The 25,114-nt window shown below is 72.1% G+C and carries 24 protein-coding genes and 1 pseudogene; 18 read left to right on the forward strand and 7 right to left on the reverse strand.

Going from position 1 to position 25,114, the window contains the following annotated elements; all coding sequences use genetic code 11:
* Positions 1-4: 4 nt before the first annotated feature.
* Positions 5-1,162: a glycoside hydrolase family 27 protein gene (locus ACH442_RS06150; RefSeq protein ID WP_396336836.1), complete on the forward strand. Its 1,158-nt coding sequence runs from the start codon at positions 5-7 to the stop codon at positions 1,160-1,162.
* Positions 1,163-1,577: 415 nt separating this feature from the next.
* Here ACH442_RS06150 and ACH442_RS06155 read toward each other — a convergent pair whose 3' ends face one another.
* The gene (locus ACH442_RS06155) at positions 1,578-2,015 is read right to left on the reverse strand and encodes a DoxX family protein (RefSeq protein ID WP_396336837.1); all 438 of its coding nucleotides are present in this window, start codon (positions 2,013-2,015) and stop codon (positions 1,578-1,580) included.
* Positions 2,016-2,248: 233 nt separating this feature from the next.
* Positions 2,249-3,169, reverse strand: coding sequence for a DUF6282 family protein (locus ACH442_RS06160; protein ID WP_396336839.1), 921 nt, complete (start codon positions 3,167-3,169; stop codon positions 2,249-2,251).
* A 95-nt stretch (positions 3,170-3,264) separates the two neighbouring features.
* Between ACH442_RS06160 and ACH442_RS06165 the strand changes: the two genes are divergently transcribed.
* On the forward strand, positions 3,265-4,026 hold the full coding sequence (locus tag ACH442_RS06165) for an arylamine N-acetyltransferase (RefSeq protein WP_396336840.1): 762 nt from the start codon (positions 3,265-3,267) through the stop codon (positions 4,024-4,026).
* A gap of 28 nt (positions 4,027-4,054) precedes the next feature.
* Positions 4,055-4,678: an alpha/beta hydrolase gene (locus ACH442_RS06170; protein ID WP_396336841.1), complete on the forward strand. Its 624-nt coding sequence runs from the start codon at positions 4,055-4,057 to the stop codon at positions 4,676-4,678.
* Here ACH442_RS06170 and ACH442_RS06175 read toward each other — a convergent pair.
* Complete coding sequence (locus tag ACH442_RS06175) at positions 4,664-5,161, reverse strand: flavoprotein (RefSeq protein WP_396336842.1); 498 nt, start codon at positions 5,159-5,161, stop codon at positions 4,664-4,666. The two genes, ACH442_RS06170 and ACH442_RS06175, sit on opposite strands and share 15 nt — an antisense overlap.
* Before the next feature lie 305 nt (positions 5,162-5,466).
* Here ACH442_RS06175 and ACH442_RS06180 point away from each other — a divergent pair, with 305 nt between their 5' ends.
* The 10 genes and pseudogenes from ACH442_RS06180 (at position 5,467) to ACH442_RS06225 (ending at position 15,566) form a co-directional block, all read left to right on the forward strand.
* Complete coding sequence (locus ACH442_RS06180; RefSeq protein WP_396336843.1) at positions 5,467-6,192, forward strand: hypothetical protein; 726 nt, start codon at positions 5,467-5,469, stop codon at positions 6,190-6,192.
* Positions 6,193-6,202: 10 nt separating this feature from the next.
* Entirely contained in the window at positions 6,203-7,543 is a 1,341-nt protein-coding gene (locus ACH442_RS06185; RefSeq protein WP_396336844.1) for a bifunctional 3-(3-hydroxy-phenyl)propionate/3-hydroxycinnamic acid hydroxylase, read from the forward strand.
* 108 nt (positions 7,544-7,651) lie between these two features.
* A complete protein-coding gene (locus ACH442_RS06190; RefSeq protein WP_396336845.1) occupies positions 7,652-8,152 on the forward strand; it encodes a hypothetical protein in 501 nt (166 codons plus the stop codon).
* Positions 8,152-9,516: a hypothetical protein gene (locus tag ACH442_RS06195; protein WP_396336846.1), complete on the forward strand. Its 1,365-nt coding sequence runs from the start codon at positions 8,152-8,154 to the stop codon at positions 9,514-9,516. Before ACH442_RS06190 ends, ACH442_RS06195 begins: the two co-directional genes overlap by 1 nt.
* Positions 9,513-10,823, forward strand: a complete 1,311-nt coding sequence (locus ACH442_RS06200) for a VWA domain-containing protein (protein ID WP_396336847.1) — start codon at positions 9,513-9,515, stop codon at positions 10,821-10,823. Before ACH442_RS06195 ends, ACH442_RS06200 begins: the two co-directional genes overlap by 4 nt.
* A gap of 23 nt (positions 10,824-10,846) precedes the next feature.
* Positions 10,847-11,959 (forward strand): AAA family ATPase, encoded by a 1,113-nt coding sequence (locus tag ACH442_RS06205; protein WP_396336848.1) that lies wholly within the window; start codon positions 10,847-10,849, stop codon positions 11,957-11,959.
* Entirely contained in the window at positions 11,956-14,709 is a 2,754-nt protein-coding gene (locus ACH442_RS06210; protein ID WP_396336849.1) for a DUF5682 family protein, read from the forward strand. Before ACH442_RS06205 ends, ACH442_RS06210 begins: the two co-directional genes overlap by 4 nt.
* A gap of 374 nt (positions 14,710-15,083) precedes the next feature.
* Positions 15,084-15,311, forward strand: coding sequence for a GGDEF domain-containing protein (locus ACH442_RS06215; RefSeq protein ID WP_396337080.1), 228 nt, complete (start codon positions 15,084-15,086; stop codon positions 15,309-15,311).
* Positions 15,299-15,343: pseudogene (locus ACH442_RS06220) on the forward strand (hypothetical protein); the annotation flags it as partial. The gene ACH442_RS06215 and the pseudogene ACH442_RS06220, both read left to right, overlap by 13 nt.
* A gap of 76 nt (positions 15,344-15,419) precedes the next feature.
* Positions 15,420-15,566: a hypothetical protein gene (locus ACH442_RS06225; protein ID WP_396336850.1), complete on the forward strand. Its 147-nt coding sequence runs from the start codon at positions 15,420-15,422 to the stop codon at positions 15,564-15,566.
* A 41-nt stretch (positions 15,567-15,607) separates the two neighbouring features.
* On the opposite strand, the gene ACH442_RS06230 is transcribed toward ACH442_RS06225, so the two are convergent.
* From ACH442_RS06230 to ACH442_RS06245, 4 genes are all read right to left on the reverse strand, one after another.
* The gene (locus ACH442_RS06230) at positions 15,608-15,970 is read right to left on the reverse strand and encodes a DUF2203 domain-containing protein (RefSeq protein ID WP_396336851.1); all 363 of its coding nucleotides are present in this window, start codon (positions 15,968-15,970) and stop codon (positions 15,608-15,610) included.
* A gap of 37 nt (positions 15,971-16,007) precedes the next feature.
* Positions 16,008-16,208 (reverse strand): DNA-binding protein, encoded by a 201-nt coding sequence (locus ACH442_RS06235; protein ID WP_396336852.1) that lies wholly within the window; start codon positions 16,206-16,208, stop codon positions 16,008-16,010.
* A gap of 65 nt (positions 16,209-16,273) precedes the next feature.
* Positions 16,274-16,402, reverse strand: coding sequence for a DUF1203 domain-containing protein (locus ACH442_RS06240; RefSeq protein WP_396336853.1), 129 nt, complete (start codon positions 16,400-16,402; stop codon positions 16,274-16,276).
* A 155-nt stretch (positions 16,403-16,557) separates the two neighbouring features.
* Positions 16,558-18,411: an FtsK/SpoIIIE domain-containing protein gene (locus tag ACH442_RS06245; protein ID WP_396336854.1), complete on the reverse strand. Its 1,854-nt coding sequence runs from the start codon at positions 18,409-18,411 to the stop codon at positions 16,558-16,560.
* A gap of 432 nt (positions 18,412-18,843) precedes the next feature.
* Between ACH442_RS06245 and ACH442_RS06250 the strand changes: the two genes are divergently transcribed.
* The 5 genes from ACH442_RS06250 to ACH442_RS06270 all read left to right on the forward strand — a co-directional run bounded on the left by ACH442_RS06250 (position 18,844) and on the right by ACH442_RS06270 (position 25,100).
* Positions 18,844-20,244, forward strand: a complete 1,401-nt coding sequence (locus ACH442_RS06250; protein ID WP_396336855.1) for a hypothetical protein — start codon at positions 18,844-18,846, stop codon at positions 20,242-20,244.
* Positions 20,241-21,404, forward strand: coding sequence for an AAA family ATPase (locus ACH442_RS06255; RefSeq protein WP_396336856.1), 1,164 nt, complete (start codon positions 20,241-20,243; stop codon positions 21,402-21,404). Before ACH442_RS06250 ends, ACH442_RS06255 begins: the two co-directional genes overlap by 4 nt.
* Complete coding sequence (locus ACH442_RS06260) at positions 21,401-22,591, forward strand: VWA-like domain-containing protein (RefSeq protein ID WP_396336857.1); 1,191 nt, start codon at positions 21,401-21,403, stop codon at positions 22,589-22,591. The genes ACH442_RS06255 and ACH442_RS06260 overlap by 4 nt, the downstream gene beginning before the upstream one ends.
* Positions 22,592-22,774: 183 nt before the next feature.
* Complete coding sequence (gene murJ / locus ACH442_RS06265) at positions 22,775-24,295, forward strand: murein biosynthesis integral membrane protein MurJ (RefSeq protein WP_396336859.1); 1,521 nt, start codon at positions 22,775-22,777, stop codon at positions 24,293-24,295.
* Positions 24,296-24,323: 28 nt separating this feature from the next.
* A complete protein-coding gene (locus ACH442_RS06270) occupies positions 24,324-25,100 on the forward strand; it encodes a hypothetical protein (protein WP_396336860.1) in 777 nt (258 codons plus the stop codon).
* Positions 25,101-25,114 lie beyond the last annotated feature (14 nt).

The raw sequence follows: 25,114 nt of genomic DNA on the forward strand, positions 1-25,114 counted from the left end.
CGGTATGGCACGCCCGCGGTCCCTGCTCGCCGTCATCGTCACTACGGCGTTGGCGCTGGTGACCTGGCCGGGGACGACACTCCCGGCCGCGGCCGCCGCGCCGACGCCGCCGATGGGTTTCAACGACTGGAACGCGTTCGGCTGCGACGTCGACGACCAGGTGATCCGCGAGACCGCGGACGCGATGGTGGTCAACGGGATGGCGGCCGCCGGCTACCGCTACGTCAACATCGACGACTGCTGGTCAGTGCCGGAGCGCGACACTGCGGGGCGTCTGACCCCGGACCCCCGGAAATTTCCGTACGGCATGAAGGCCCTCGCCGACTACGTCCACGCCCGGGGGCTGAAGCTCGGGATCTACGGCGATGCCGGTACCAAGACGTGCGCCGGGTATCCGGGCAGTCTCGGGCACGAGCGGGTGGACGCGCAGACCTGGGCGCAGTGGGGGATCGACTATCTCAAGTACGACAACTGCTACAACCGTACGGACGGCTCCCGGGCCGACTACCTCCGCCGCTACACGAGGATGGCAGCGGCCCTGCGCACCACCGGGCGTCCGATTCTGTACTCGATCTGCGAGTGGGGCGAGTCCCAGCCGTGGACCTGGGCACCGGGCGTCGGCCAGCTGTGGCGCACCACCGGCGACATCACCGACACCTGGGTCTCGGTGAAGTCGATCATCGCGCGGAACCTGCCGCTGGCGAAGTTCGCCGGGCCGGGGCGCTGGAACGACCCCGACATGCTCGAAGTCGGCAACGGCGGGATGACCGAGACGGAATACCGCACGCACATGAGCATGTGGGCGATGATGGCCGCCCCGCTGATCGCCGGCGCCGACCTGCGGACGTTGAGCCCGTCCGCGCTGTCCATCCTGACCAACCGTGACCTGATCGCCATCGACCAGGATCCGCTCGGCGAGCCCGCCGTCGCAACCGGGAACGTGCTGGTCAAGCCGCTGGCCGACGGCGACCGGGCGATCGCCCTCTACAACAGCGGCGACACCCCGGCCCGCCTGACGGCTCCGATCAACCGGCCCGCGGCCCCGGCCTACCGGCTGCACGACGTCTGGACCGGCACCGACGTCACGGTGACCACGTCGATCACCGTCACGGTTCCACCCCACGGCACCGCCGTCTACCGGGTCCACCCACTCCCGTTCTGAGCTTCGCGCACGCGAGGCCCGGCCGCGACCTGCTCTTGCCGTTGTCGTGGGGCACGAATGACAACGGTGGGAACCGGCCGGGGCGGGGCGCGGCGGCAGCGGCGATCAGCTGCCCACCCCGCGGACTCCGGCGGACGGGACTCCGGCCGGGGCGCTCGAGCGCGTCGACGGGCGACGGCGACGGGAGCGGGGCCGAGAGGTGGGAGCTGTGGACGGAGGGCTGCTACGGGAGCGGGGAGGAGGCGGGGCGGGGGAGGGGTTTTGCTCTGGGCCTTACCCGCCACGGAGGCCGCCCTTCCGGGCCTCGCGTTCTGGGCCGCCCGCGGCCCTGCGAGGACCGGAAGGGTCCCCGCGGGAGCGGCGGACGGTGACCACGGCGGACATGGGACATCAGGATCTTGAATGTGATCCTGGGTCAGACGTGTTCGGGCTCCCGGACTGCGGGCGGGGAACTGCGGCGGGTGGTGATCAGCTCGTCGAGGGACCAGGCGCCGGGGCCGAGCACGGCGATGAGCAGGAACGTCCACGAGTAGAGGGCCGGGGTGACGCCGCCGTTCTGGATCGGCATGAGGCCGTGCGGCTGGTGGACGACGAAGTAGGCGTAGGCCATCGAGCCGGAGGCCAGGATCGCAGCCGGGCGGGTGAAGAGGCCGACCAGGACGAGGAGGCCGCAGACGAGTTGGATCAGGGCCGCGTACCAGCCGGGCCAGGTGCCGACCGGGACGGATTCGCCGGTGCCGCCCTTTCCGCCGAAGAAGCCGAACAGGCTGGACAGCCCGTGGCAGGTGAACAGCAGGCCGATGACGATCCGGAACAGCGGCCAGACGATACGGGTGACGCGCGGGGATGACAATTGACGCTCCTCTGCCTGATCGGGGCTAATCAGACATCCGAGATTATGGATGGATTCTGAGAGAAATCTCAGAGTGGCCGACCGGTTACGGCTTACGCCGGACCGACCGCTGTTCCACGCGACGTAAACCAGCGAGAACTCGCCGGGGATGCGGGTGGTTCGCCATGTCCCCACGGTGACCGGGAGGGCCGGGCCGTGCCGCGCAGCTGGATGGGCGACCGGGCCGTCGGACCTCAGCGCCCGAGAACGCGGCGGGTGTTGGTGACGGCCATCGTCCGTACCTCGTCGTCGGTGAATCCGGCGTCGAGCAGCCGGTCGGCCAGCAACGCCAATCCGTCCTCCACCGGTGGATTGAACGGCTGTCCGAGATCACTGCTGAGAATCGAGTTCTCCGGCCCCGCCTCGCGAATGTGCCGGAAGAGCAGTTCCCAGGAGACCTTCTTCGTGTACGCCGTGGTGAAGCACCGTTCCAGCAGGGCGCCCCGCGACGCCAGGTGCCGCTGGGTGTCCGGGTCGAGCTGCTGCGAGGTGAACTCGGGGTGGGTGACGATGATCCGCCGCACCCCGGCGTCCGCGGCGGCGTCGACCGCGGCGACGATCTCCGGCGCGCTCAGGTGCCCGGTGGCCAGGACCATGTCGTGCCGGGCGATCACCGCGAAGACCTCGTGCAGCGCCGGGACGATCTGGCCGGCCCCGTCGACCACCTCGATGGCCGGCGCGACGATGCCCTGCGCGGCGAGTTCCTCCTGCAGTGCCGCCCACATCGGCAGCGTGGCGCCGGGCGGCAGCGAGGAGACGCCGGCCCGCTCGTTCGCGCAGTCCACGGTCGGCAGCCAGACCACGCGCGCACCCTGCCGCCCGGCGATCTCCACGGCGACCGGGTTGAGGCCGCCGACCGAGCCGTTCAGGGTCAGTGCGCCGAGTGCCTCGACCTCGGGCACGACGCCGCGCACCACCTCGGCCCGCTCGGCGGTCGGGACATAATGCGATTTGAGTACGAACCCGGCCAGCCCCACCTCGGCGAACCGCCGGGCGAGGGTGACGTCGTCGATCCGGCGTTGCATCACGTCCGGCGCGACGTGCACATGGGTGTCGTAAGCGCCGGTCACGAGCGCACGGGCGTGGTCGGTGGGGGTCGGATGATCAGCGGCCATGCGTCATCTCCCGTCGTCGTCCCGACCCTGGCAGTGATTGACATCATTGTCAACAATCGAGCAGGATCTCTGTCGGTTGACTTCGAGTCGCCTTCATGTCCGAAGCTGTACAGGTGGACGTGAACGCATACCTGGACCGGATCGGAGCGGCCCGCCCGGTGACCGCCGACGACGCTGCACTCCGTGAGCTGAGCCGGGCGCACCAGACCGCCGTGCCCTTCGAGAACCTCAGCATCCACCTCGGCGAGCGGATCTCCCTCGACCCGGGCGCGCTGTTCGACAAGATCGTGCGGCGTCGCCGCGGCGGGTTCTGTTACGAGCTGAACGGGCTGTTCGCGCTGCTCCTCGAGGAGCTGGGGTATCCGGTCGAGCGGGTCGCCTCACGGGTGCACCGCGGGGAGGCCGGGTTCGGGCCGCTCTTCGACCACCTGTCGCTGATCGTGGACGGGCGCTGGCTGGTGGACGTGGGCTTCGGGCGGCACTCGTCGTATCCGCTGCGGCTCGCGCCGGGCGAGCAGGTGGACCCGGGCGGCCGGTTCGAGGTGATCTTCGGCGACGGCGGTGACCTGGACGTCCATCGGGACGGCGAGCCGCAGTACCGGATCGAGCGCCGCACCCGGACCCTGGCCGACTTCGAGCCGACCTGCTGGTGGCAGCAGACCTGGCCGGAGTCGCACTTCCGGGCCAAGCCGGTCTGCTCGCGCCTCGACGGCCGGTCCCGGATCACGCTGAGCGGCCGTTCCCTGATCCGGGACGGCGTCACCACCGAACTGGCGTCGGACCAGGACGTGCTGGACGCCTACAAGACCCACTTCGGGGTCGAGCTAGATCGCGTCCCGACGCCACCAGGAAGTTGATACTTCAACCATTTGCTACCGTGACGGCATGGCCTTCCCACCGGCGGTGACAGCGAGCGCGGGCTCGACCGACCCGGCGGCGCCCCTGGTCGTGCTCCTGCACGGGCGCGGCGCCGACGAACAGTCGATCCTCGCGCTCGCTCACCACCTTCCCGATCATTTCCGGTACGTCGCGGTCCGCGCCCCGATCGCCGAGGGCGGCGGCTACGCGTGGTTCGCCAACCGCGGCATCGGCCGGCCGTTACCCGGCTCGCTGCGCGCCACCATGGACTGGTTCCGGGCGTGGCTCGACTCCTCGGACCAGCCGGTGACCCTGATCGGCTTCAGCGGCGGGGCGGCCTTCGCCGGTGGCCTGCTCCTCGACGACCCGGCGCGGTGGGCGGGTGCGGCGATCCTTTACGGGACCCTGCCGTTCGACGCGGGTGTGCCGACCACTCCCGGCCGGTTGGCGGGCGTGCCGGTCTTCCTCGCGCACGGCACGCACGACACCGTCATCCCGCCCGAGCTGCAGGCCCGCACGTGGTCCTACCTGCACGAATCCTCGTCGGCGGAACTGACCGCCCGGCGCGACCCGGTCGGCCACGGCCTGGCCGAGCCGGCCGTCACCGCCCTCCACGACTGGCTGGTCGCGAACAGCTCACAGGTGTCGTAGGGCCAGATGCCAGGGAAAGTCGGCGGGCTGCGGATAGAACTCCCCGTCGCCGGGCAGCACCTGAACACCCTCCGAGCGCAACTGGTCGACACTGCGCCGGAACGGTGCTCGCCCGGCGAGGGCACCGTTGACGAAGGGCAGGACGACCACCGGGATTCCCAGCCCCGGTGCTTCGGCGAGCAGCCCGAGAGCGTACGTGTCGGCGATGCCCTGCGCGAACTTGTTCACCGTGTTGAAGCTGGCCGGGGCGGCGACGATGGCATCCGCCCGGGAGGGCTTCGGCTCGGACGGCTTGCGGTAACGGCTGCGCACCGGGCGGCCGGTCTGCGCCTCCAGAGCGGGCACGTCGACGAAGTCGAGCGCCGACGGGGTGGCGACGATCTGGACCGTCCAGCCCTCGTCCTGCGCCAGGGCGACGAGCCGGCCGACGTCACCGGCGGGGCCGGCCGCACACACGATCACGTAGAGATCCTTGCCCACCACGGCGTGCCCCCTCCCGGCTGATCGGCGCCCACGCTACCGGTGGCTGGGCGGTGGTGCTCACGGCGTACCCGATCGGGAATGTGATCCTCAGGGGTTCGCCGGTGGCCGGCCGAGGCCGAGGCGGTGCCGGCGGCCGGGTCGCCGGGCCGATCCGGCCGGCCCGCAGCGCGGCCAGCTCGGGATGCGCGGCGGCCGGGTCGAGGAGCACATGGTCGAAGGACACGCCGGAAGGATCCGTCCGTGCGGTTGCGAAACGGGTGCGATCGATGGATTGCCCGGTTGCCCCGTCGCTCTACGTTGACCATGTGGTGACGATCGCAACGATCGGCTTCTGTCTCGGCGCGCTGCTCCTGGGCGGTGCCGCCGTCTTCCTCCTCCTGCACCTCGGCACCATCCGCGAGGCCCGTACGCTGCGCCGGGTCACGCCGTCGCCGATCGGCTCGTGGGGCCGTGGCCGGGTCGCCGCGCAGGCCCGCACCGAGTACGGCACGGCCGGCCCGCAGGTCGGCCCGGTCAGCGGCGAGGACTGCGTCTGGTACCACGTCCGGCTGACCCGCGAGCCGAGCCGCCGCAGCTCCGACGACAGCCACGATCTGCTGCTCGACATCAGCGCACCGGCGTGGCCGGCGATCGCCGACGCCACCGGCCGGGTGCCGGTCGACCTGGACCGGCTCGACGGGCGGCTGCGCGCCGACCCGGCGGCGGTCGAGACCACCACGGTCGTCTACCGCCGGTCGGCGCCGGTGCCGCTGCCCGCGGTCGTCCCGCCGGACATCGTCGACGGGCTGAAGAAGAACGAGGTCCTGGAGCTTACCGAGGCCCGGCTGTCGCGCGGGGTCGAGGTGTTCACGCTGGGCCGGGCCGGCGGCGAAGGGCTGGCGCCGGTGTGGTTCACGACACACACGCACGCCGAAGTGCTCGCCGCCCGCGCCGACGACCTCGGGCTGGGCCGCCGCCTGATCGTCGGGTTCGGGCTGGCCGGGCTGCTCCTGGCCGGTGCGTCGGTCGCCGTTCTGCTCGCCCTGTCGTAGGTTCGGACCCGTGCATCGCGAGGGACCGCCACCGGAACACGTGCCGGTGGTGATCGTCGGGGCCGGCCCGACCGGGCTGACCGCCGCGATCATGCTGGCTCGCCGCGGCGTCGAGTGCGTCGTGCTGGAACGCTTCGCCGAGCCGTATCCATTGCCCCGCGCCGTCCACTTCGACGACGAGGTGTTCCGGATCCTCGCCGGGCTCGGGCTCGCCGCCGGCCTGCGGGAGATCTCCCGGCCCGCTCCCGGCATGCAGCTGGTCGACCCGGCGCTGCGGCCGCTCGCCACGTTCACCCGCGACCCTGTCGGCCCGCACGGGTTCCCGCAGGCCAACATGTTCCACCAGCCCGATCTGGAACGCGTGCTCCGCGCCGCGTTGCGCGAGCTGCCGCGCGCCCGGCTTCGATCCGGGATACAGGTGTACGCCGTCGAGCAGCCCCCGTCCGGCCCCGCGCTTGTCCGTTACCGATCAGCTGCGGGCGACGGTGTGCTGACCGCCGCCGCGGTCCTCGGCTGCGACGGGGCGAACAGTCTGGTCCGCGCCGCGATCGGCACCGGCTGGGAGGACCTCGGCTTCACCCAGGAATGGCTGGTCGTGGACGCGGTGTCGGCGGAGCCGCTCGACGTCTACGACGGCGTGCAGCAGGTGTGCGACCCGGTCACCGCGGCCACGTTCATGAGGGTCACGCCGGGGCGTTACCGCTGGGAGTTCCTGCTCCGCCAGCCGGTTGACGCCCGCGAGCGGATGCGGCCGTGGCTGCGCGGCGCCGCACCGGAGATCGTGCGGGAAGCCGCCTACACGTTCCGCGGCGCGGTCGCCGGGCGGTGGCGTGACCGGCGGGTGTTCCTGCTCGGCGACGCCGCGCACCTGACGCCACCGTTCATCGGGCAGGGCATGTGCGCCGGGATCCGCGACGCCGCGAACCTGACGTGGAAACTGGCGATGGTGCTGACCGGGGACGCCGAGGAGCGGCTCCTGACGACGTACGAGAGCGAACGGAAGCCGTACGCGAGAAGCATGATCCGCACGGCGGTACTGGTCGGCCGGCTGATGACCGGCGGACCGGTGCCACGGCGTCTGCTACGGACCGTGAGCAGGCTGCCCGGCGTCGAACGGCGCGCCACCACGATCGTCCGGCCGGTGCTGCGCCGCGGTCCGCTGGTCGGCCGCGGCGGGGGCCGGTTGTGCCCGGCCGCGCTCGATCCGGTGCTCGGCGCCGGCTTCGCACTGCATTCCCCGGGTACGCCCGAGGCCCTCCTGATCCGCCCCGACCGTGTCGTGGCAGCGGCCGGCCGCCGGGCCGACCCACGGATGCTGGCCGCCGCGGGAATCCGAATTTCTGGCCTCTGAGCTGCTTCTACTCGACCGGCGACACGATCGCCGCCGGTTCCACCGACGTTTTTGTCGTAGGTCTCCGATACAACTACCTCCACTCGACGCCACGAGGGAGGGACTGTTGTGACAACGGATGGCATCGCCTACGAGCGGCGGAGCGCGGCACCCGTGATCGCGCCCGTGCAGCCACGGAAACTGGCCAAGGTGCCGTTCGTGGAGCTGGCCGGCGGGCGCCTGCAGGGGGTGGTCTCCAGCGGCTCCGACGCCGAGCGCGTCTACGTCTCGTCGATCACGGCCGGTGACCACGGGTTGAGCTGCAACACCAACAACAACCGCCCGTGCGGTGGCCTGGCCGGCGGCACCCGCGCCTGCGGCCACCTGCGCGCGCTCGCCGACGCCGCCGTCGCGCAGTACGGGGCGGAGCGCGTCGCTCGCTACCTGAAGGCCGACCTCGGGGAGACCGGCGACGATCTCTGGGCCGGCCTGCACCCCACCACCGCGCCGAACCGGGCCGCCGAGGTGTTCGCCGGCTTCCTGCGCCACCTCTCCTACCTGGAGGTCGCGCCCAGCACCGATCCGCTGCCCGAGCTGCAGTGGTTCCCGGCCCCGGCGGCGGTGCGCTGATGCTCGCCGATGCCCTGAGAGCCGAGCCGGCCGGTCTCGCCGAGGCCCTCGCCCTGGTCGACGCGGTCGACGACGCCCTGGTCCACGGCCTGGCCCGCCTCGACGAGGAGCGCGCCGCGGCGTGCGAGTCGCTGGCCGCCGCGTTCGCCGGCTCGCCCCTGGCCGAGCGGGTCGCCGACGCCGTCGGCAAGATCATCGCGGGTACGGTCACCGACGAGCACCTGGCCGCCCTCGCCGGGGCGCGGGCCGCGCTGCTCGGCGCCGCGCACGACGCCCTGCAGTCCGCCCTCGACACCGCGCTGGGCCGGTCCCGCGACACCGCGCCCGCCGCCACTGTGACCGATTCCGGTCATCTGCTGGCCGGCAGCCGGTCGTGGCTGCGGGAGCTGGCCATCGCCGGCTGGCGCGGGGTCGGCCACGAACTCGCCGACGGCGCCGCCCAGCCCGTGCAGGCACTGCTCGCCGACCCCGGCACCCGGCGCCTCGCCGTGCTGCTCGACGGGTTCGCCGCCGAGCTGCGCTCGGCCGCCCCGGTCGCCACGCTGCCGCACCTCCCGGTGCGCCGCTGGGCCGACCTGTGGACGCGGGCGATGCTGCTCTCGCAGGACGGTTACCCGGCCGTCGGGACCACCCCGGTCGACGGGCGGCTGGTGATCCTCGGCGCCGACCTGCACGAGCACCCCACGGTCTTCCGCGCGCAGGCGCACGCCCTGCTGGAGACCGCCGGCGGCCCGGTCCGGCTGGTGCGCACCAGCGTCGCCGCGGCCAAGGTCGACACGATCAGCGGTCCCTCCGCGTGGCGGATGCTCCGCGCCTTCCCGATCTTCCGCGGCGCCCTCGCCGAGCACCGCACGGTCGAGGTCACCGGCATGGGCCTCACCCCGGGCGGCGACCTGATCTGGGACGAGACGAAGGCCGCGGCCGGTGAGCCGGCCGACCCGTTCGCGGCCGCCCGGGTCCGGCTCGGGGCGGCCGGCGCGCTGCCGGTCGCGCCGCTCGACCGGCACCCGGCCACGCTCGCCGAGCCGGTGCTGCTGGAGGGCTACGGGCACGCCGACGGCGCGTTCGACCTGGGCGGCGGCGTGACCCTCGCGCTCGACCTCGACCGGCTGCCGGCCGCCGGGCCGCTCACCCCCGCCCTGGCCGGGGCGTCGACCGCCTGCCTCGGGCTGCTGCGGTGGGACGGGCGGTGGCTGCTGCAACCCCTGGCCGTGCAAACCCTGGTGAAGAAGAAACCGGTCACCGTCCACGGCGGGGACTGGGCGCTCGGCCCCACCGAGGCGAAGGCCGCGAAGGCGGAAGCGGCCGCCGGCACCGCCGTCGACGTGCTGCGCGAGCGCGCGGGAAGGTTGCTGCGCAAATGAGCGACCAGGCATCCGCGACCCAGCGGCAGATCCTCTACTGGCGGCTGCTGGCCCGGCTCTTCGACCCGGAGGAGCAGGCCGCCCTCGAGTCCGGCAGCATGGCGATCGTCGACGACCTCGGGCTGCCCGCCGCGCTGCTCGACCCGGCCGTCTCGGTGGACAACCTCGTGCAGCGGTTCCCGCAGCTCGCGGCCGAGTTCGACGGCCTGATGAGCGACCCCGGCGTCGACCGTGACGGCGAGGTCCGCCGCGCCGCACTGGTGTCGAAAGTGCTGCTCAACGTGTTCGCCACCGGCTCCGGCAGCGTCACCGCCGGCCAGTTGCAGGGCTGGCAGGCCGACGCCGGCTGGCTCGAACGGGCCATGGGCTGCGAGCCCGGCCAGTTGCGCGGCCGGGCGACCGGCGACGAGGACGGCCTGGGCAAGGTGCTGGCCGGCATCGAGGGCGACCTGGTCAGCCGGATGCGGCTGCGCGAGGTGCTCGCCGACCCGCGGCTGGCCAGACAGCTCACCCCGAGCATGTCGCTGATCGAGCAACTGCTGCGCGACAAGGACAACCTGGACGGGCTGGCCCTGGCCAACGCCAAGGCGCTGATCCGGCGGTTCGTCGACGAGGTGGCGCAGGTGTTGCGCACCCAGGTCGCGCAGGCCAGCGCCGGCACGATCGACCGGACCGTCCCGCCCAAGCGCGTCTACCGCAACCTCGACCTGGACCGCACCGTCTGGAAGAACCTGCCGAACTGGAGCCCGGAGGACGAGCGGCTCTACGTCGACCGGCTCTACTACAAGCAGACCGCCAAACGCGTCCAGCCGGCCCGGCTGATCGTGGTCGTCGACCAGTCCGGGTCGATGGTCGACTCGATGGTCAACTGCACCATCCTCGCCTCGATCTTCGCGGGCCTGCCCAAGGTGGATGTGCACCTGATCGCGTACGACACCCGGGCTCTTGATCTGACGCCGTGGGTGCACGACCCGTTCGAGGTGCTGCTGCGCACCAACCTGGGCGGTGGCAACGACGGCCCGATCGCGATGGCCCTGGCCCGTCCCAAGATCACCGACCCGCGGAACACCGTCCTGGTGTGGATCTCGGACTTCTACGAGTTCGACCGCTCCCAGCCGCTCTTCGACGGGATCGAGGCCGTGCACCGCTCCGGGGTCAAGTTCATCCCGGTCGGCTCGGTCAACAGCTCCGGCACGGAAAGCGTCAACCCGTGGTTCCGCCAGCGGTTCAAGGACCTGGGCACCCCCGTGATCTCCGGTCACATCCGCAAGCTCGTCACCGAGCTCAAGAACTTCGTCACCAGCTGATTGCTTTTGAGGAGAGACCTTCGATGTCTGACATGCTGCGCGCCCCGGCCGAGGTCAAGTACGCCGAGGAGCTGGACTGGCTGGAGTCGGTCGACGACGGCCCCAAGCCGTTCTCCTGGCGCCTGAGCCCGAAAATGGTGCGCCTGTTCATCCTCGGCTCCGAGCGCGCCGACGGCCTCGACCGCCGGATCGAGCAGAAGTGGTACGGCGACCGCAGCTTCGTCGAGCGCTCCATCGTCACCCTCGCCTCCGACCGCGGCCTGCTGCTGATCGGTGACCCCGGCACCGGCAAGAGCTGGCTCGCCGAGCTGCTCGCCGCCGCCATCAGCCGCAACTCCACCCTGGTCGTGCAGGGCACCGCAGGCACCACCGAGGACCACATCAAGTACTCGTGGAACGTCTCGATGGTCATCGCCAAGGGCCAGTCCCGGGCCTCGATGATCCCGTCACCGATCATGACGGCGATGGAGGGCGGCGTGATCGGCCGTTTCGAGGAGCTGACCCGCTCGACCGGCGACGTGCAGGACGCGCTGATCTCCATCCTGTCGGAGAAATACGTGTCGATCCCGGAGCTCGACGACGACAACATCGTCTTCGCCAAGCCCGGTTTCAGCATCATCGCCACCGCCAACAGCCGCGACCGCGGCGTCAACGACCTGTCCTCGGCCCTCAAGCGGCGCTTCAACTTCGTCCGCATCCCGGTCGTGACGAACAAGAAGAGCGAGGCCGAGATCGTCCGCTTCCGCACCGAGGAACTGCTGCGCCGGCACAACATCGAGCTGGAGGTTCCGCCCACCCTGCTCGACGTGCTGCTGCAGAGCTTCGCCGACCTGCGCGCCGCGTCGGCGTCGGCGACCAGCGACGACGAGCGCCTGGAGTCGGCGCTGTCCACCGCCGAGCAGATCGGCGTCCTCGAGGACGCGATCCTGCACAGCAACTTCTTCGGCGCCCGCGCGCTCACCGCCGAGACCCTCGCCTCCTCGCTGGTCGGCTCGCTCGCCCGGCGCAGCCCGGAGGACCTGGCCATCCTCAACAAGTACTGGCACGGGATCATCGAGCCGCGCAGCAAGGAGCAGTCCGGCGAGTGGACCGGCTTCCTGGAGGGCGGCCGCCAGGCGATCGCCACGTTGTCATGACGTTCGAGTCACTGCGGGAACAGCTTCTGAGCGCGGCCGAGGCGCTCGGCGGTGGGCCGGCGGTGCTGCCGGAAATCCTGGCCGGGCTCGTCGACGACGTCGACCACGCGCTGCGCGAGCCGCTGGAGATCTTCCCGGTCTGCCACCACTCACCGGCCTCGGCGCTGGCCATGCTGCGGCGGCTGCGCGAGAAACAGCCCAAGGTCGTCTACCTGGAACTCTGCGAGGACCTGCGGCCGCTGCTGACCGAGCTGCGCAACTGCCGGCTGCCGGTCGCGCTGCAGGCCTTCGCCTCCCAGCTCGACGGCTTCCCGAAGGAGTCGGCGCCGCTCTCGGTGATCGCGCCGGTCACCGAGTCGTCCGCGGAGTACCAGGCGATCGCGTACGCGCTGGACACACCCGGCGTCGAACTCGTCCTGGTCGACCGTTCCACCGACCACGTCTTCCAGTGGCAGCCGGAGGGCCCGGGGGGGAAGACCGAGGCGGAGGAGGATCTGCACGGCGACGCGGTCGGCGTCGAGATCGGCGACCTGCGGCCACGCTTCGCCGAGCTGGAGGAACACCTGCTGCACCACGGGCGGGTGCGGCACTGGTCCGAGTGGTGGGACCAGTACGTCGAGCAGCCCCTGGCCGGGGCCGACCACGAAACGTACCGGCAGGTCATGACCATGATCGGGAGCCTCTTCCGGCGGCTCGCGCCGCACGACACCCGGCGGTTCGCCACCGACGAGGACCGGGAACGCTACATGTGGACCCGGATCCGCGAACACCTCGCCGCCACCGGCACCGACCCCGCCGACGGCCTCTACATCTGCGGCGCCTTCCACGCCGCCAGCCGCCTGCCCGAGGTCGGCTCGGCGCCCGGCACGCCGGGCTTCGCGATCACCCCGCGCACCGGCACCACCTGGCTCTACGGGCTGATCCCGTCCAGCCACTCGGCGATCGAGGCACAGTTCGGTCTCGCACCGGGCTCGGTGTCGATCGCCGCCACCACGTGGCAGAAACAGCTGACGAGACTGCGGCTCACCCCGTTCCGGCTGGAAGGACAGAAAGGCGGCAAGAAGGGCAGGAAAGCGCTGCCGCTGCCGGTCGCCACGGACGGGCCGGTCACCGACCACCTCACCGGGTACCTTGCCGGGCCACCCGTGCTCGACGGGCTCGACGAGGAAGAACTGCGCGGCTGGTGCGTCGACATCGTCCGGCTCGCCCGCCGCAACGGATACCTGGCCAGCACCGCCGACGCGATCGCCATTTTCGAGACGTCGGTGCTGCTCGCCGGGATGCGGGGGCGGGCGCGGCCGACGCCGTACGACTTCCAGGACGCCGCGATCACCTGCATCGAGAAGGACATCGTCCCCGGCCGGCGTGACGTGCGACGCCTCTGCGAGATCCTGCTCGGCGGCGACCGGATCGGCCAGGTCGGCTACGACGCCCTGCCGCCTCTGGCCCGCGACGTCTACGACCGGCTCGCCCCGCTCGGCCTCAACCTGGAACAGCGCAGCATCCAGCGGGCGCTGCTCGACCTGGCCGCCCACCCCGAACTGGCACCCTGCTCCCAACTGCTCTGGATGCTGCGCTACCTGCTGCCCGACCAGGCCGTCCGGCCGATCATGGGCAGCCGCAAGCTCGGCGAGAAACACATCCAGGAGAGCTGGGACCTCGACCTCGGCCGCCACCAGCGGACCGTCATCGAACTCGGCTACGAGGGCGTCACCGTCGAACAGGTCCTCGAACAACGGCTGCGCCGCGACGCGTGGCACCCCGAGGCCACCGCCGCCACCGCGCTCAAAGCCGTCGAACATTCGATGCTGTTCCTGCAGAGCCCGCGGCTCACCGACGAACTCGGCGCCCGCTCGGTGGAACTGCTCGCCGCCGAACGCACCGTCGACGACGCACCCGACGTGCTCCAGCGGATCCGGCGGCTGCTCGGGCACTACCGGGCCACCGCACCCGTGCTGCCGGCCTGGTGCGAGCGGTTCGTGACCGCGGGCTACGCGCACTACTGCACCCTGCTGCCCACCGCGTTCGTCGAGGACGAGACCGGCGTACGGCAGGTCGGCGCCATGCTCGGCTTCCTGTTCAGCCTGGAGAGCCTGGCACTGTCTCTCGGCTGCGACCGCACCCAGCTGGAGATCGCGGTCCGGCAGTCACACCCGGAGAGCCCGGCCAAGCTAGCCCTGCTCTGGGCCGCCCGTCACCAGCTCGGCGACCTGCCCCTGGCCGAACTCCGCGCCCTCGTCGACGACCTGCTCGGCAACCCGCTCGTGATCCCGGCGGTCCCGCAGTACGTCAGCGGCTTCGTCCAGGCGCTCGAACCGGTCCCGCGGATGGCGCCGTTCGTGGTGGAGACACTCTCCAAGGCGTTCGGGCAGCTGCCCGACGCGGTGCTGCTCCCGTGGCTGCCGACGCTGATCACCACACTGCAACGGCAGGGCGCCGACCTCGTGCCGGTGCTGACCAAGGAGGCCGGGCGCACGTTCCCGGGGACCCTCGCCGCGATCGACGGGTGGACGCCGCCATGGCATTCCCGTCGCAGCCCGGCCGTGACGACCGGTGGGCCGGCCCCCGCCCCGGGGCCGGTCACCGGACTGCTGGCCGCGCATCCGGCGGGCACCGATGCGGTGGCCGGGCTGCTGGGGTGCACGGGGGAGTGGGTGGCCGTCGGCGACGTACCGGGAGCGGGTCCTTCGCCCCTGATCACCGCGTTTCCGGTCACTGCTGGGGCCGTGGCGGCGCTGATCGGCCCCTGACCCGGCGGGTCCGGCGGCTCGGCGCTCGACCGGGCGGCTCGGCTCACCGGGCGCCGGTTCGGTGCCGGCTTGCCGGCCGGCTCTCAGGGGTGCTTCAGAAGGCCGGAAGGACCTCCGGGAGCCGGCGCGGGTCGTCGCGCTGCTCGCGGTCGGCTGGAAACAGCGCGTCGCCTCGGTCAGCGACCTGCCCGCCCGGGCGGTCGCGCTGCTCGCCCGGGCGGTCGCGCTGCTCGTCCGGGCGGTCGCGCTGCTCGTCCGGGCGGTCGCGCTGCTCGTCCGGGCGGTCGCGCTGCTCGTCCGGGCGGTCGCGCTGCCCGCCCGACGAGACCGCGCTCGCCGTGCAACACGAGCGGCTGCTGTCCCGGCCGGAGCAGATGGCTTACACCGACACGCTGACCGGCCTGTCGAACCGGCGCGCCCGTCAGTCGCGCTTCGCCGAGATCATGCTCGGCTCGAAGGTCGAGGGGCACCCGCTGACCGTGGCGATCGCCGACCTGGACCGGTTCGAACGCTACAACGACACGCACGTCACCTGGCCGGCGACGACCTGCTGGCCGCGACCGCGGCGGCGTTCCGGGCCCAGCGCCGCGACGGTGACCTGATCGCCCGGTGGGGCGGGGAGGAGTTCGTCGTCGCGCTGCCCGACTGCGGCGACGCCGAGGCCGCCGTGATCCTGGACCGGTTGCGCGCGGCGACGCCCGGGCGGAGACGTGCCGCATCGGGTATGCCGTGCCGTGTGGAACGGCTCGGAGCCGGCCGGGCGGCTGCTGGAGCGGGCGGACACCGCGCTCCACGCCGCGAAGTCGGCCGGCCGCGATATGGTCCTCGGCGCCGCGGCCCTCGCCGTGGCCTCCTGAGCGGCTGCGCGCAGTCAGTCCCTGTCTCGGCGGGGAACGGGTCAGGGCAGCCGGCGCCGGCCGGCGATTCCCAGGTCCGGCCGGTGATACCAGCCCAGCTCGGCCTCGCCTTCCAGCCAGCACAACAGCACCGGCACGCCGTCCAGATCGGAGGAGAAGTCGAGCAGGAGCGGCGCGACGCCCTTCAGCTCCGCGCCGGACTCCTGCACGACCGTCATCAGCTCGTTGAGCCGGGCTTCGGCCGCTTTGCGCTCGGGCAGGCCGCCCAGCCCGGTCGGCTCACCGCCCGGGACCAGCGCCGCGGACAACTCGACCATGTCGGCCCGCCGGGCGATGATCTCCTCCAGCACGGGCCGGAGCCGCTCCAGCTCGGCCTGTGCTTCTTCCCGCGTGAACAGCCCCATGGCGACAGTTAACCAACCGCCGCCCGGCCGTCGCTGATCAGGGCGGCGACTCCTCCGGCCGGGTCACCCGCTGCTGATAGATCCACAACTCGATGTCCTCGATCAGCCAGACCCGGCCCATGGCCAGCTCGTCATACGGCTCCGGCCAGTCGTCACGCTCGGCGAGTTGCTGGACACGCTGCCGGCTGAGCCCCAGCCGTTTGGCGATCTCGCCCGATCCCATGAGATGTCGTGGCACGCGACAAGCATAGTCAGGCGTCACCTTGTCGTACGATAGCTAGTCACGCGATCGATACCTCATCGTCATCCGGCGCGACGCGTGACGGCGAACATGAAGCAGCCGTAGGCGACGTTCCGGCTGTGCACCCGAACTACGTCCGGGTCGGCGAAGACCGGGGTCAGCGCGCCTTCCGGGTCGGTGCCGTCGTGCACCCGCGTCCCGGCCGGCCGCGGCCGGCGGGACCAGCGGTAACAGGTGCCCCTGCAGCGGAGCGGCGACGAACACGATCCGCACGACGGGTCTCCTCGAAGCCGGGCCGCCTCAGCGCCGGCGGGCTCACATGCCGGCGGGTTCAGCAGCGGTGAACTCAGTGCCGGCGGGCTATGTCCTGCAGATGATGGACGATCTCGTGGACCGTGTGGCGGCCGACCCACAGCAGGTCGCGGGTGGTGGTCCCCGGCCGGTTGTCGACGCACGGGCGGGCCAACTCCGCCGGACTCAGCGCCGCGAACGCCGCCGCCAAGGACTCGGCGGCCAAATCAAGATCAGTCAGGACGACGTACGGATCCTGGCCGTTGCAGTCGTCGCGCAGCGCACGCTCGTCACGGCCCATCGGCGTGAATGCCGGACTGTCGGTGCGCAACGCCGGATCGAGCCGGTCGCGCTGGACCCGGAGCATGTCACGGACGTGGCAGGTGTACTCCAGCGGCGACCACACGTCCGGCTCCGGGCGCCGGCGCAGATCCGTGGCAGCGAGCAGGGCGGCCGCGTACAGCGAACCGGCGGCACGCAGCCGCGCGGGCAATTCGGCCGGCGGCACCGACGTATACGTGAAACCGCACTCCGCGCAGTGGTCCGTGCCCAGCGAACGGATCAGCTCGTCGTGCGGCGTCGACGACAACTCCGGGCGGGCGGTCAGGAAATGCAGCGGACCCGACGGGGAATCGACGATCCCACGGCCCGGCTGATGCGCGGGAACGGTCACGGCCGCCGCCGGATCGATCGCGGAGACCTCCACCCGCAACTCCAGGCGGGACCCGAAACGGTCGGCCAGGCGCGGATCAAAATCGGACCAGCGGGTGGCTGCCGCGATCAGGTGCACACCCCGGGACTCGCCGCGGCGAGCGATGTCGACGAGCAGATCGTGCCACTCCGGGCGAGTCGCCCAGAAGTCCGCCCAGTCGTCGATCAGCACCACCGTGTCGCCGCTCGGGGCGTCCAGACGGGCATGCAGGTCGCGCATCGCCTCGACGCCCGGATGCGACCGGCCGACGACGCCGTGGACCAAAGGAATCCGCAGGTAGTCGGCGGGGACGGACTCCGGGGCGACGATGCGGAGCTGGGCCGGGGAATGCGACAGGGCGAGCGCGGCCATGGCCGTACGCAAGAACGTGGATTTGCCGCTGCCCGGACCGCCGGCGACCGCGACATGACCGGCGACCGGAAGCCAGATGGTGTCACGGCGGTGCTCGCGAGGCTTGTCGAGCGCGGCGATCGGGATCTGCAACGTGCCGTGCAGAGACCTGTCGGCGAAACGGGGGAGCTGATCGATCACTACCGGGCCGGCGAGGTCGTCGAGAGCAGGGGAGCCGTCGAGAGGCGGCAGCCAGATCCGGTGCGCAGGCGGGGGCTCGGCGGCGGACGGGAACGGCGGCTCGTCCGACAAGGTGAACCGGCGCGGAGGCTCGTGCGGGCCGGCGCTCAGCCGACCCGGCGCCTCCGGCGACGGAGCGACGATGCGATAAGCGAGGTAGCCGGCCAGGCCCTGAATGTCCGGATCGGTGAGCTGGGACGCGGTGAGGATCAGGTGGATGCCGCGGGCGCGGCCCAGCCAGCCGATGCGGCGCAGCAGATCCAGGAGCTGCGGGTGGCGGTCGAGCAGGGACAGGACCTCGTGGCAGACCAGGATCAGCGCCGGCATCGGGGGGCGGGACGCGGGGTGGCGGAGGTACTCGCTGTGGCTCGAACACTTCGCGGCGGCGAGGAGGCGTTTGCGGCGGGTCAGTTCGCCCTCGAGGACCTCGATCAGGCGGGGGACCAGATCGGGCCGGTCAGGAGTGAGGACCAGCTCTGTGTGCGGTAGGCGGCCCAGGTCGGTGAAATCGGGGAGGTGCTGGGGGAAGGCGGTCGGGGAAGCGGGGGGAGGGGCGGTGAGCAGGACGAACGAGGCCTCGTCGGGGGAATGGGAGGAGGCCAGGTTCAGGATGATATTTCGGATCAAAAGGGGTGTGGAGGGGCCTGTGATCAATCCATGAGGGCCGATTCCTTTGTCCGCAGCCTCCTTCAAGTCCAGGAGAACCGGCGTAAGGTCGGGGGCCAGACCGATCACCGTCCGAAGACGGTCACCAGCAGGGATCCGGCGCCCGTCCCCGCCGGTGAACCGCTGCGGATGGTGGGCTGTCGCTGAGGAGTCGCCCTGGTCGCCGGAGCCGGAGGCGTCCTGATCGTCGTGGCTGGGGACGGGCACGGGGTCAGGCGGCCGGCGAACAGGCGGTCGTGCGGAAAGGGGGGTGGGGGTGGGCCCTTCTTGATGCACCACCGCACCGTAGCCCAGAAAATCGGGGATGCCGGTCCCGCTCGGATCCGCTAAGCTCCCCGCGATGCTTACCTCATCTTCCGGAGAGGGGGCCATGTCCACAAGAAGTGAGTGCTGATGCGCTCCGTTGTGGACGGCGACCCCCGTCTTCTTGCCTGGCAGCGCGTGCGCGAGTTCGCCGTGCCGCCCTCGATGATCGACACTGCTACCGCCCGGCGGCTCGCCGGGGACTGGGCCGGCGCGTGCGCGGCCGCTCGGCTGGATCCCAGCTTCGGTTCGTGCCCGACGACCGTGGATCCGGATCTGCGGAGCATTTTCCGCAGGCACGGCGCCGAGCTTGCCGCAGCGCTTCGAGCGGATCTCCTTCACCTTGCCCCTGAGCTGCTGCGATGGCATCTGCCCCGGGTCGAGAACGGGCTGTTGCGACCGGGCTTGACGGTGTCGCTGGCGGTCTACGGGCCGGGCCTGTATCTGGTTGCGCGCACGGCTCCCGGCTGGGCGGACGCGGATCAGCGGATCACGCTGGCGCTGTGGGACGGCGATGTGACGGGGGTGCATCCGCATCCGCGGCCGCATCGACGGTTCCGCTTCGACCTGCATCGCCACCTGTGGGACGTTCGGCACGCGGCTGAGCTGCGGGAACGTTCGGGTGCTGAGGCCTGGCCGGGGGACGGGACCGCGGCTGTCCACCGGTGGCGGGCGGAGGCGGAGATCGTTCGTGAGGCGGAGGGCAGGTCCGGCGACACCGTTTTTGTGCGGGTGAATGCGCGTGACTACTTCGCGATTCCATCTGCTGATGACGTTCCGGAATGCCGTGGCGGAAGCAGCCACGGCGGTCCGGCGTATGGCGGCCCTGGTGACGGTGGGCCGGGAGACGGCCGTGACCCGGGTGGTCGCGGCGGGCGGACAGGTGGCCGCGCGGGCGGAGCCGGCAGACGGGGGAATGGTCGCGGCCTGCCGCGGGGTTCGCTGCTGCTGCCCGACGCGGCCACCTGGGTGCTCCCGGACCTGGAGCTGCTCCGGGCCGGCCTGATCACTCCCGGTCAGCTGCACCCGCTGGTCGCCGACGCCCTCGTGCCGGGGCACGCCCGGACGCGGGCGGATCGGGATCCGGCCGGCCCGCGGTTCGTCGACTGCCGGGGGCAACGGCACCGGATCGGCCTGGTCGACGGGGTCCTCTCCCCGCTGGATCACGGCCCCGAGGAGCTGCGCCGCGAGGCGGTTCTGCTGGCGTTCGGCGGCATTCCGTTGCCGTGCCTGCGGGTCATCGACGATGCCGTTCGCCGCCCGGAGTCACTCGACGACATCCGTGCGCGGCTCGACCACGGCGATCTACCGGGCGCGCTGCAAGCCGTGGAGGCGCTGCTCGGCCCGCGCGCGGTGTTGCGCGACGGGCCGCTGCGGGACGAGCTGGCCCGTGTCGAGCAGCGGCATCACACGTACGAGCTGTACCGCTCCGGGCTGGCCGGCCCGGGCCCGACCAAGCTTCCCCGACGCCGCACAAAGGTGAATTCATGACTCTTGATGTTGCCGCCGACCTGATCGGCCTGCTCGCCGACACCACCACCGAGCCGCACCCCGACACCCAGTTGGAGGCGCTGACCCTGGCCGTCGCCGCGGATCTGCCGGTGCTGCTCTGGGGTGAGCCGGGGATCGGGAAGACCGCCGCCCTGACGCAGCTCGCCGACAGCCTGGACCTGCCGCTGACCACGGTGATCGCGAGCGTGCACGAGCCGACCGACTTCTCGGGGCTGCCGGTCATCGGCGTTGATCCGGCCGTGCACGGTGTGCCGATGGCCCCGCCGGACTGGGCTGTGCGGCTCGCGCGGACCGGCCGTGGCCTGCTCTTTCTCGACGAGTTGTCGACCGCGCCGCCGGCCGTGCAGGCCGCGTTGCTGCGGCTGGTGCTGGAGCGGCGGGTCGGCGCGCTCACCCTGCCGCCGGGGGTGCGGATCGTCGCGGCGGCGAACCCGCGCGGGTCGGCGGCGGACGGCTGGGAGTTGAGTGCGCCGCTGGCGAACCGGTTCGTGCACCTGCAGTGGACGTTCGAGCATGCGGTGGTGGTGCGGGGGCTGGGCGGGACGTGGCCGCGGGCCGCGTTGCCGTCGCTGGACGCGGGGCGGCTGACGGACGCGGTGGCGTACGCCCGTCGGGGCGTGACCCGGTTGCTCGACGGCCGCCCGAGGCTGGTGCACCAGTTGCCGCAGTCGGAGACGAAGCGCGGCGGACCGTGGCCGTCCCCCAGGACGTGGGAGATGGCGGTGCGCCTGATCGCGTTCGCCACCGCGGCCGGTACGTCCCGTGAGGTGCTGTCCATGCTGGTCCGTGGCGTGGTCGGCGACGGACCGGGGCTGGAGTTGCTGGCCGTGCTCGACCGGATGGACCTGCCCGATCCGGAGGACCTGCTCGCCGACCCGTCCCGGGCGGTGTTCCCGCAGCGCGGGGACCTTCGTCAAGCCGTACTGGAGGCAATTGTCGAAGCGGTCCGGAGGGAAGCGGGCCGTGAGCGTTGGGAGGCGGCCTGGACCCTGCTGGTCCGGGCCTTGGCCGGCGGCGCGCCGGATCTGCTGGTGGTGCCGGCGCAGGAGCTGGCCGAGTTGCGGCGCGACGACTGGCCGATGCCGGCCGGGATCGAGCGGCTGGCCGGAGCGGTGAGCGTGGCGAAGCTGGCGGCATGACCTTGGACTTCGAGAAGTTGTACGCGGCCCGTCTCTTCGCCGTCCGCGCCCGTCCCTACCTCGCGTCGGCCCTGTTCGCCCTGCATGTCGTCGAGTCGCCGCGGACGCCGACGATGGCCGTCGACCGGCACTGGCGCTGTTACGTCTCCCCGGATTTCGTGGCCCGGACCGCGATGCAGGACCTGGCTGCCGTCTGGGTGCACGAGGTCTCCCATCTGCTGCGCGACCATCACGGGCGCGGGGACCGCTACGCGCGCAAGCACGATCTTCGCGGCCCGGGGGAGCGGTTGCGGATGAACATCGCCGCCGACTGCGAGATCAACGACGACGTGTACGGCGACGGCCTGCCGTTCCCGTCGGGCGCGGTCCACCCGTTCCAGCTGCGGATGGATCCCGGGCAGCTGATGGAGGACTACCTGGGACTGTTCCGGCTGGGCCCGTTCACCGACGGGTACGCGTGGCTGGACTGCGGCAGCGGCGCGGACGGCGGCGAACGGGAGTGGGATCTCGGGCCGGGCGACGCGCACGGGCTGACCGATCAGGAGCGCGACGCGGTCCGGTTCCGGGTGGCGGAGGCGATCAACGGGCGTCCGGGGCGGGCGCCGAAGGGCTGGCAGCGCTGGGCGGAGGAGGCGTTCCACCCGCCGCAGCCGTGGCGGGAACTGCTCGGCTCGGCGGTGCGGGCGGCCGCGGGGGCGTCCGGGTCGGGCGGCGACTACTCGTACGGGCGACCGGCCCGGAGGGCGGCGGCGCTGCCGGGCGTGGTCCTGCCGTCGTTGCGCCGCAACCCACCCCGGGTCTGCGTCGTGATCGACACGTCGGCGTCGGTCAGCGACGAGGAGCTGGGCACCGCGCTGCTGGAGGTGAGCGCTGTCGGGCGTGCGGTCGGCGGCCGGTCCCGGGTCAGCGTGGTCTCCTGCGACGCGGCGGCCCGGGTGGCCCATCCGCTCTGCCGGGCCGAGGGGATCACGCTGATCGGCGGCGGGGGCACCGACCTGCGGACCGGGTTCCGCCAGGCGGAGCGGACCCGGCCGGACGTGATCGTGGCGCTGACCGACGGCTGGACGCCGTGGCCGTCGGCCCGGCCGCCGTGCCGGACCGTGGTGGGCCTGTTCCGCCGGGAGATCGAGGACGAGGAGGACTTCGCGTTCCCGCCGCCCTGGGCCCGGACGGTCAGGATCGGATGAGAGCGAGACGCCCCGCATCTGCCGCTGGACGGGCGAGGCGTGGCATCAGGTCGATCACGATGAGTGCGCTGCGCGCGGCCTCGATGGTCACGGCCGCGAGCGTACGCGTCGTTGTCGTACCGCTGAGGCAGGATGGGCCTGTCGAAACGACGAGCGGGGGCGTGGATGGCGAGGACTTCACGGATGGCGTTCGCGACGCTGGCGTCGCGCGCGGCCGGGTTCGTGCGTGTGCTGGTGCTGACCGCGGCGCTCGGGCTCGGCACCCGCCTGCTGGACGCCTACAACGTGGCGAACACACTGCCGAACGCCGTCTACGAGCTGCTGATCGGCGGGGCGATGGCGAGCGTGATCGTGCCGCTGCTGACCCGGGCTGCGCTGACCGATCCCGATCACGGCGTGCTCTACACCCAGCGGCTGTTGACCCTGATGGTGTACGGGTTGAGCGCCGTCACCGTGCTGGCCCTGCTGCTCGCGCCGTGGCTGGTCGATCTCGTGGCGCCCGGCTTCACCGCCGAGCAGCACGAGATGGCGGTGGTCTTCAGCCGGTACTTCCTGCCGCAGATCCTGTTCTACGGGGTGAGCGCGACCGCGGGCGCCGTGCTGAACATCCGCGGGCGGTTCGCGGTGGCCGCGTGGGCGCCGCTCGGCAACAGCCTGGTGGTGATCACGGTCGGCCTGCTCTACGTGGTGTCGCGCAGCTTCACGCTGCTGGCGATCGGGACCAGCGTGGGCGTGTTCGCGCAGATGGCGCTGGTGGTGTGGGCGCTGTCCCGGTCCGGTTTCCCCGTGCGGCTGCACCTGGATCCGCGCGGCATCGCCGTCCGGCGGATCGGTGCGCTGGCCGGCTGGGTGCTGCTCTCGGTGCTCGGCGCGCAGGCGTTCCTGGTCGCGGCGACGCGGGTGGCGTCGTTGAGCGGGCCGGGCGGCGTCACGGCGTACCAGAATGCTCTGGCGGTCTTCCAGGTGCCCTTCGCGGTGATCGCTCTGTCGGTGATGACCACGATGCTGCCCCGGCTCAGTCGCAGCGCCGCGCGGCGGGACCACGACCGGATCGTCCGCGACCTGTCCCTCGCGGTCCGGGTCGCGGTGGCCGTCATGGCACCGATCGCGGTGGCGATGGTGCTGCTCGGGCGGCCGATCGCCACGGTGCTGTTCGATCACGGGAGCAGCGCGCCGTCGACGGTGCGGACGCTCGGGACGGTGCTGGCCGCGTTCGGCCTGGCACTCGTGCCGTTCAGTGCGTATTCGATTCTGCAGCGCGGCTTCTACGCCATGCAGGACACGCGGACGCCGGCGCTGATCACGGCCGGGGTCGCGGTGACCGGGATCGCCGGGTGCACGGTGTCCGGGTTCGTGCTGCCCGCGGCGTCGATCGTGGTCGGGGTGCCGGTCGCCTACGCGATCGCGTACACGGCCGGGCTGGCGGCGACCGTCGTCGTGCTCCGGCGCCGGCTCGGCTGGATCGACGGCCGGCGCCTGATGCGGACCCACGTCCGGGTCACGCTCGCGGCCGTCGCCGGCGCCGTCTGCGCCTTCGGCATGACCTTCCTCGTGGGTACGTCGATGCCCCTGCTCACCATCGGCGCCGCGGCCGGGATCGGCGCCCTGGCCTACCTGGCCAGCGCGAAACTGCTCCACATCGGCGAGCTGCGCCTGGTCCTCGCCACCACTCTCGGCGGTCTTCGTTCCGGCCCCGCGGGGTGACCCGCGCCGCCGGTGGCTACGGTGAGCCGTGCCCATCGAACGTCTCGGATTCAGCGTCGCCGCCGCCCGCGCCACCCCGGACGGCTGGCATCTGACCGGCGAGCCGGAATACCATCCGCGGCACCGGCCCCGGCCGGGTGAGCGCTTCGACCGGGTCCGCAACGACGGCGACCGTGAGCTGCGCGAGGTCGACCTGGTCGTCACCGAGTGCTCGGCCGGGCACGTCCTCGTCACCGGCGCCGGCGGCGACTTCCTGGTCCGTCATCAGGACCGCTACCTGGTGGTGACCGGTGAGCGCACGGTGCCGTCCGTCCCGCTCCCGCAGCCCGGCGCCGCCGGCCTGGCCGCGATCCTCGGTGCCGAGCCGGAGCCGGTCGAGGTGGACTGGCCGTCGCTGGAGCAGGCGTTGAGGGCCGAGCTGCCCGCCGACTACAAGGAGTTCGTCGGCACGTTCGGCGCCGCCTCGATCGACGACCACGTCAGCGTCTGCGAGCCCGGCCGGCTGCTGGAACACCATGCCTGGGTGCGGGAGTGCCTCGCGATCGACGAGGACGACCGGCCGGACTGGTTCGCGCCCGGCGACCGCGTGATCTCCTGGGGCTCGACCGAGAACGGCGACATCCTGGGCTGGCTGGTGTCGCCGGGTGCGGCGCCACCGGCGTGGCCGGTGGTGTTCAAGGAGGAGGGGCCGCTCTGGCAGCGGTTCCCGGCCGGCTTCACGACGACGATGGCCGGGCTGCTCACCGGTGACCTGCAGTCCTGGTACCTGAGCTCCCGTCTCGGCGGTGACCACTCCTACCGGTAGGGCGTGTCGCAGCC

It is taken from the genome of Actinoplanes sp. NPDC020271 (genome assembly GCF_044388125.1).
Classification (GTDB): domain Bacteria; phylum Actinomycetota; class Actinomycetes; order Mycobacteriales; family Micromonosporaceae; genus Actinoplanes.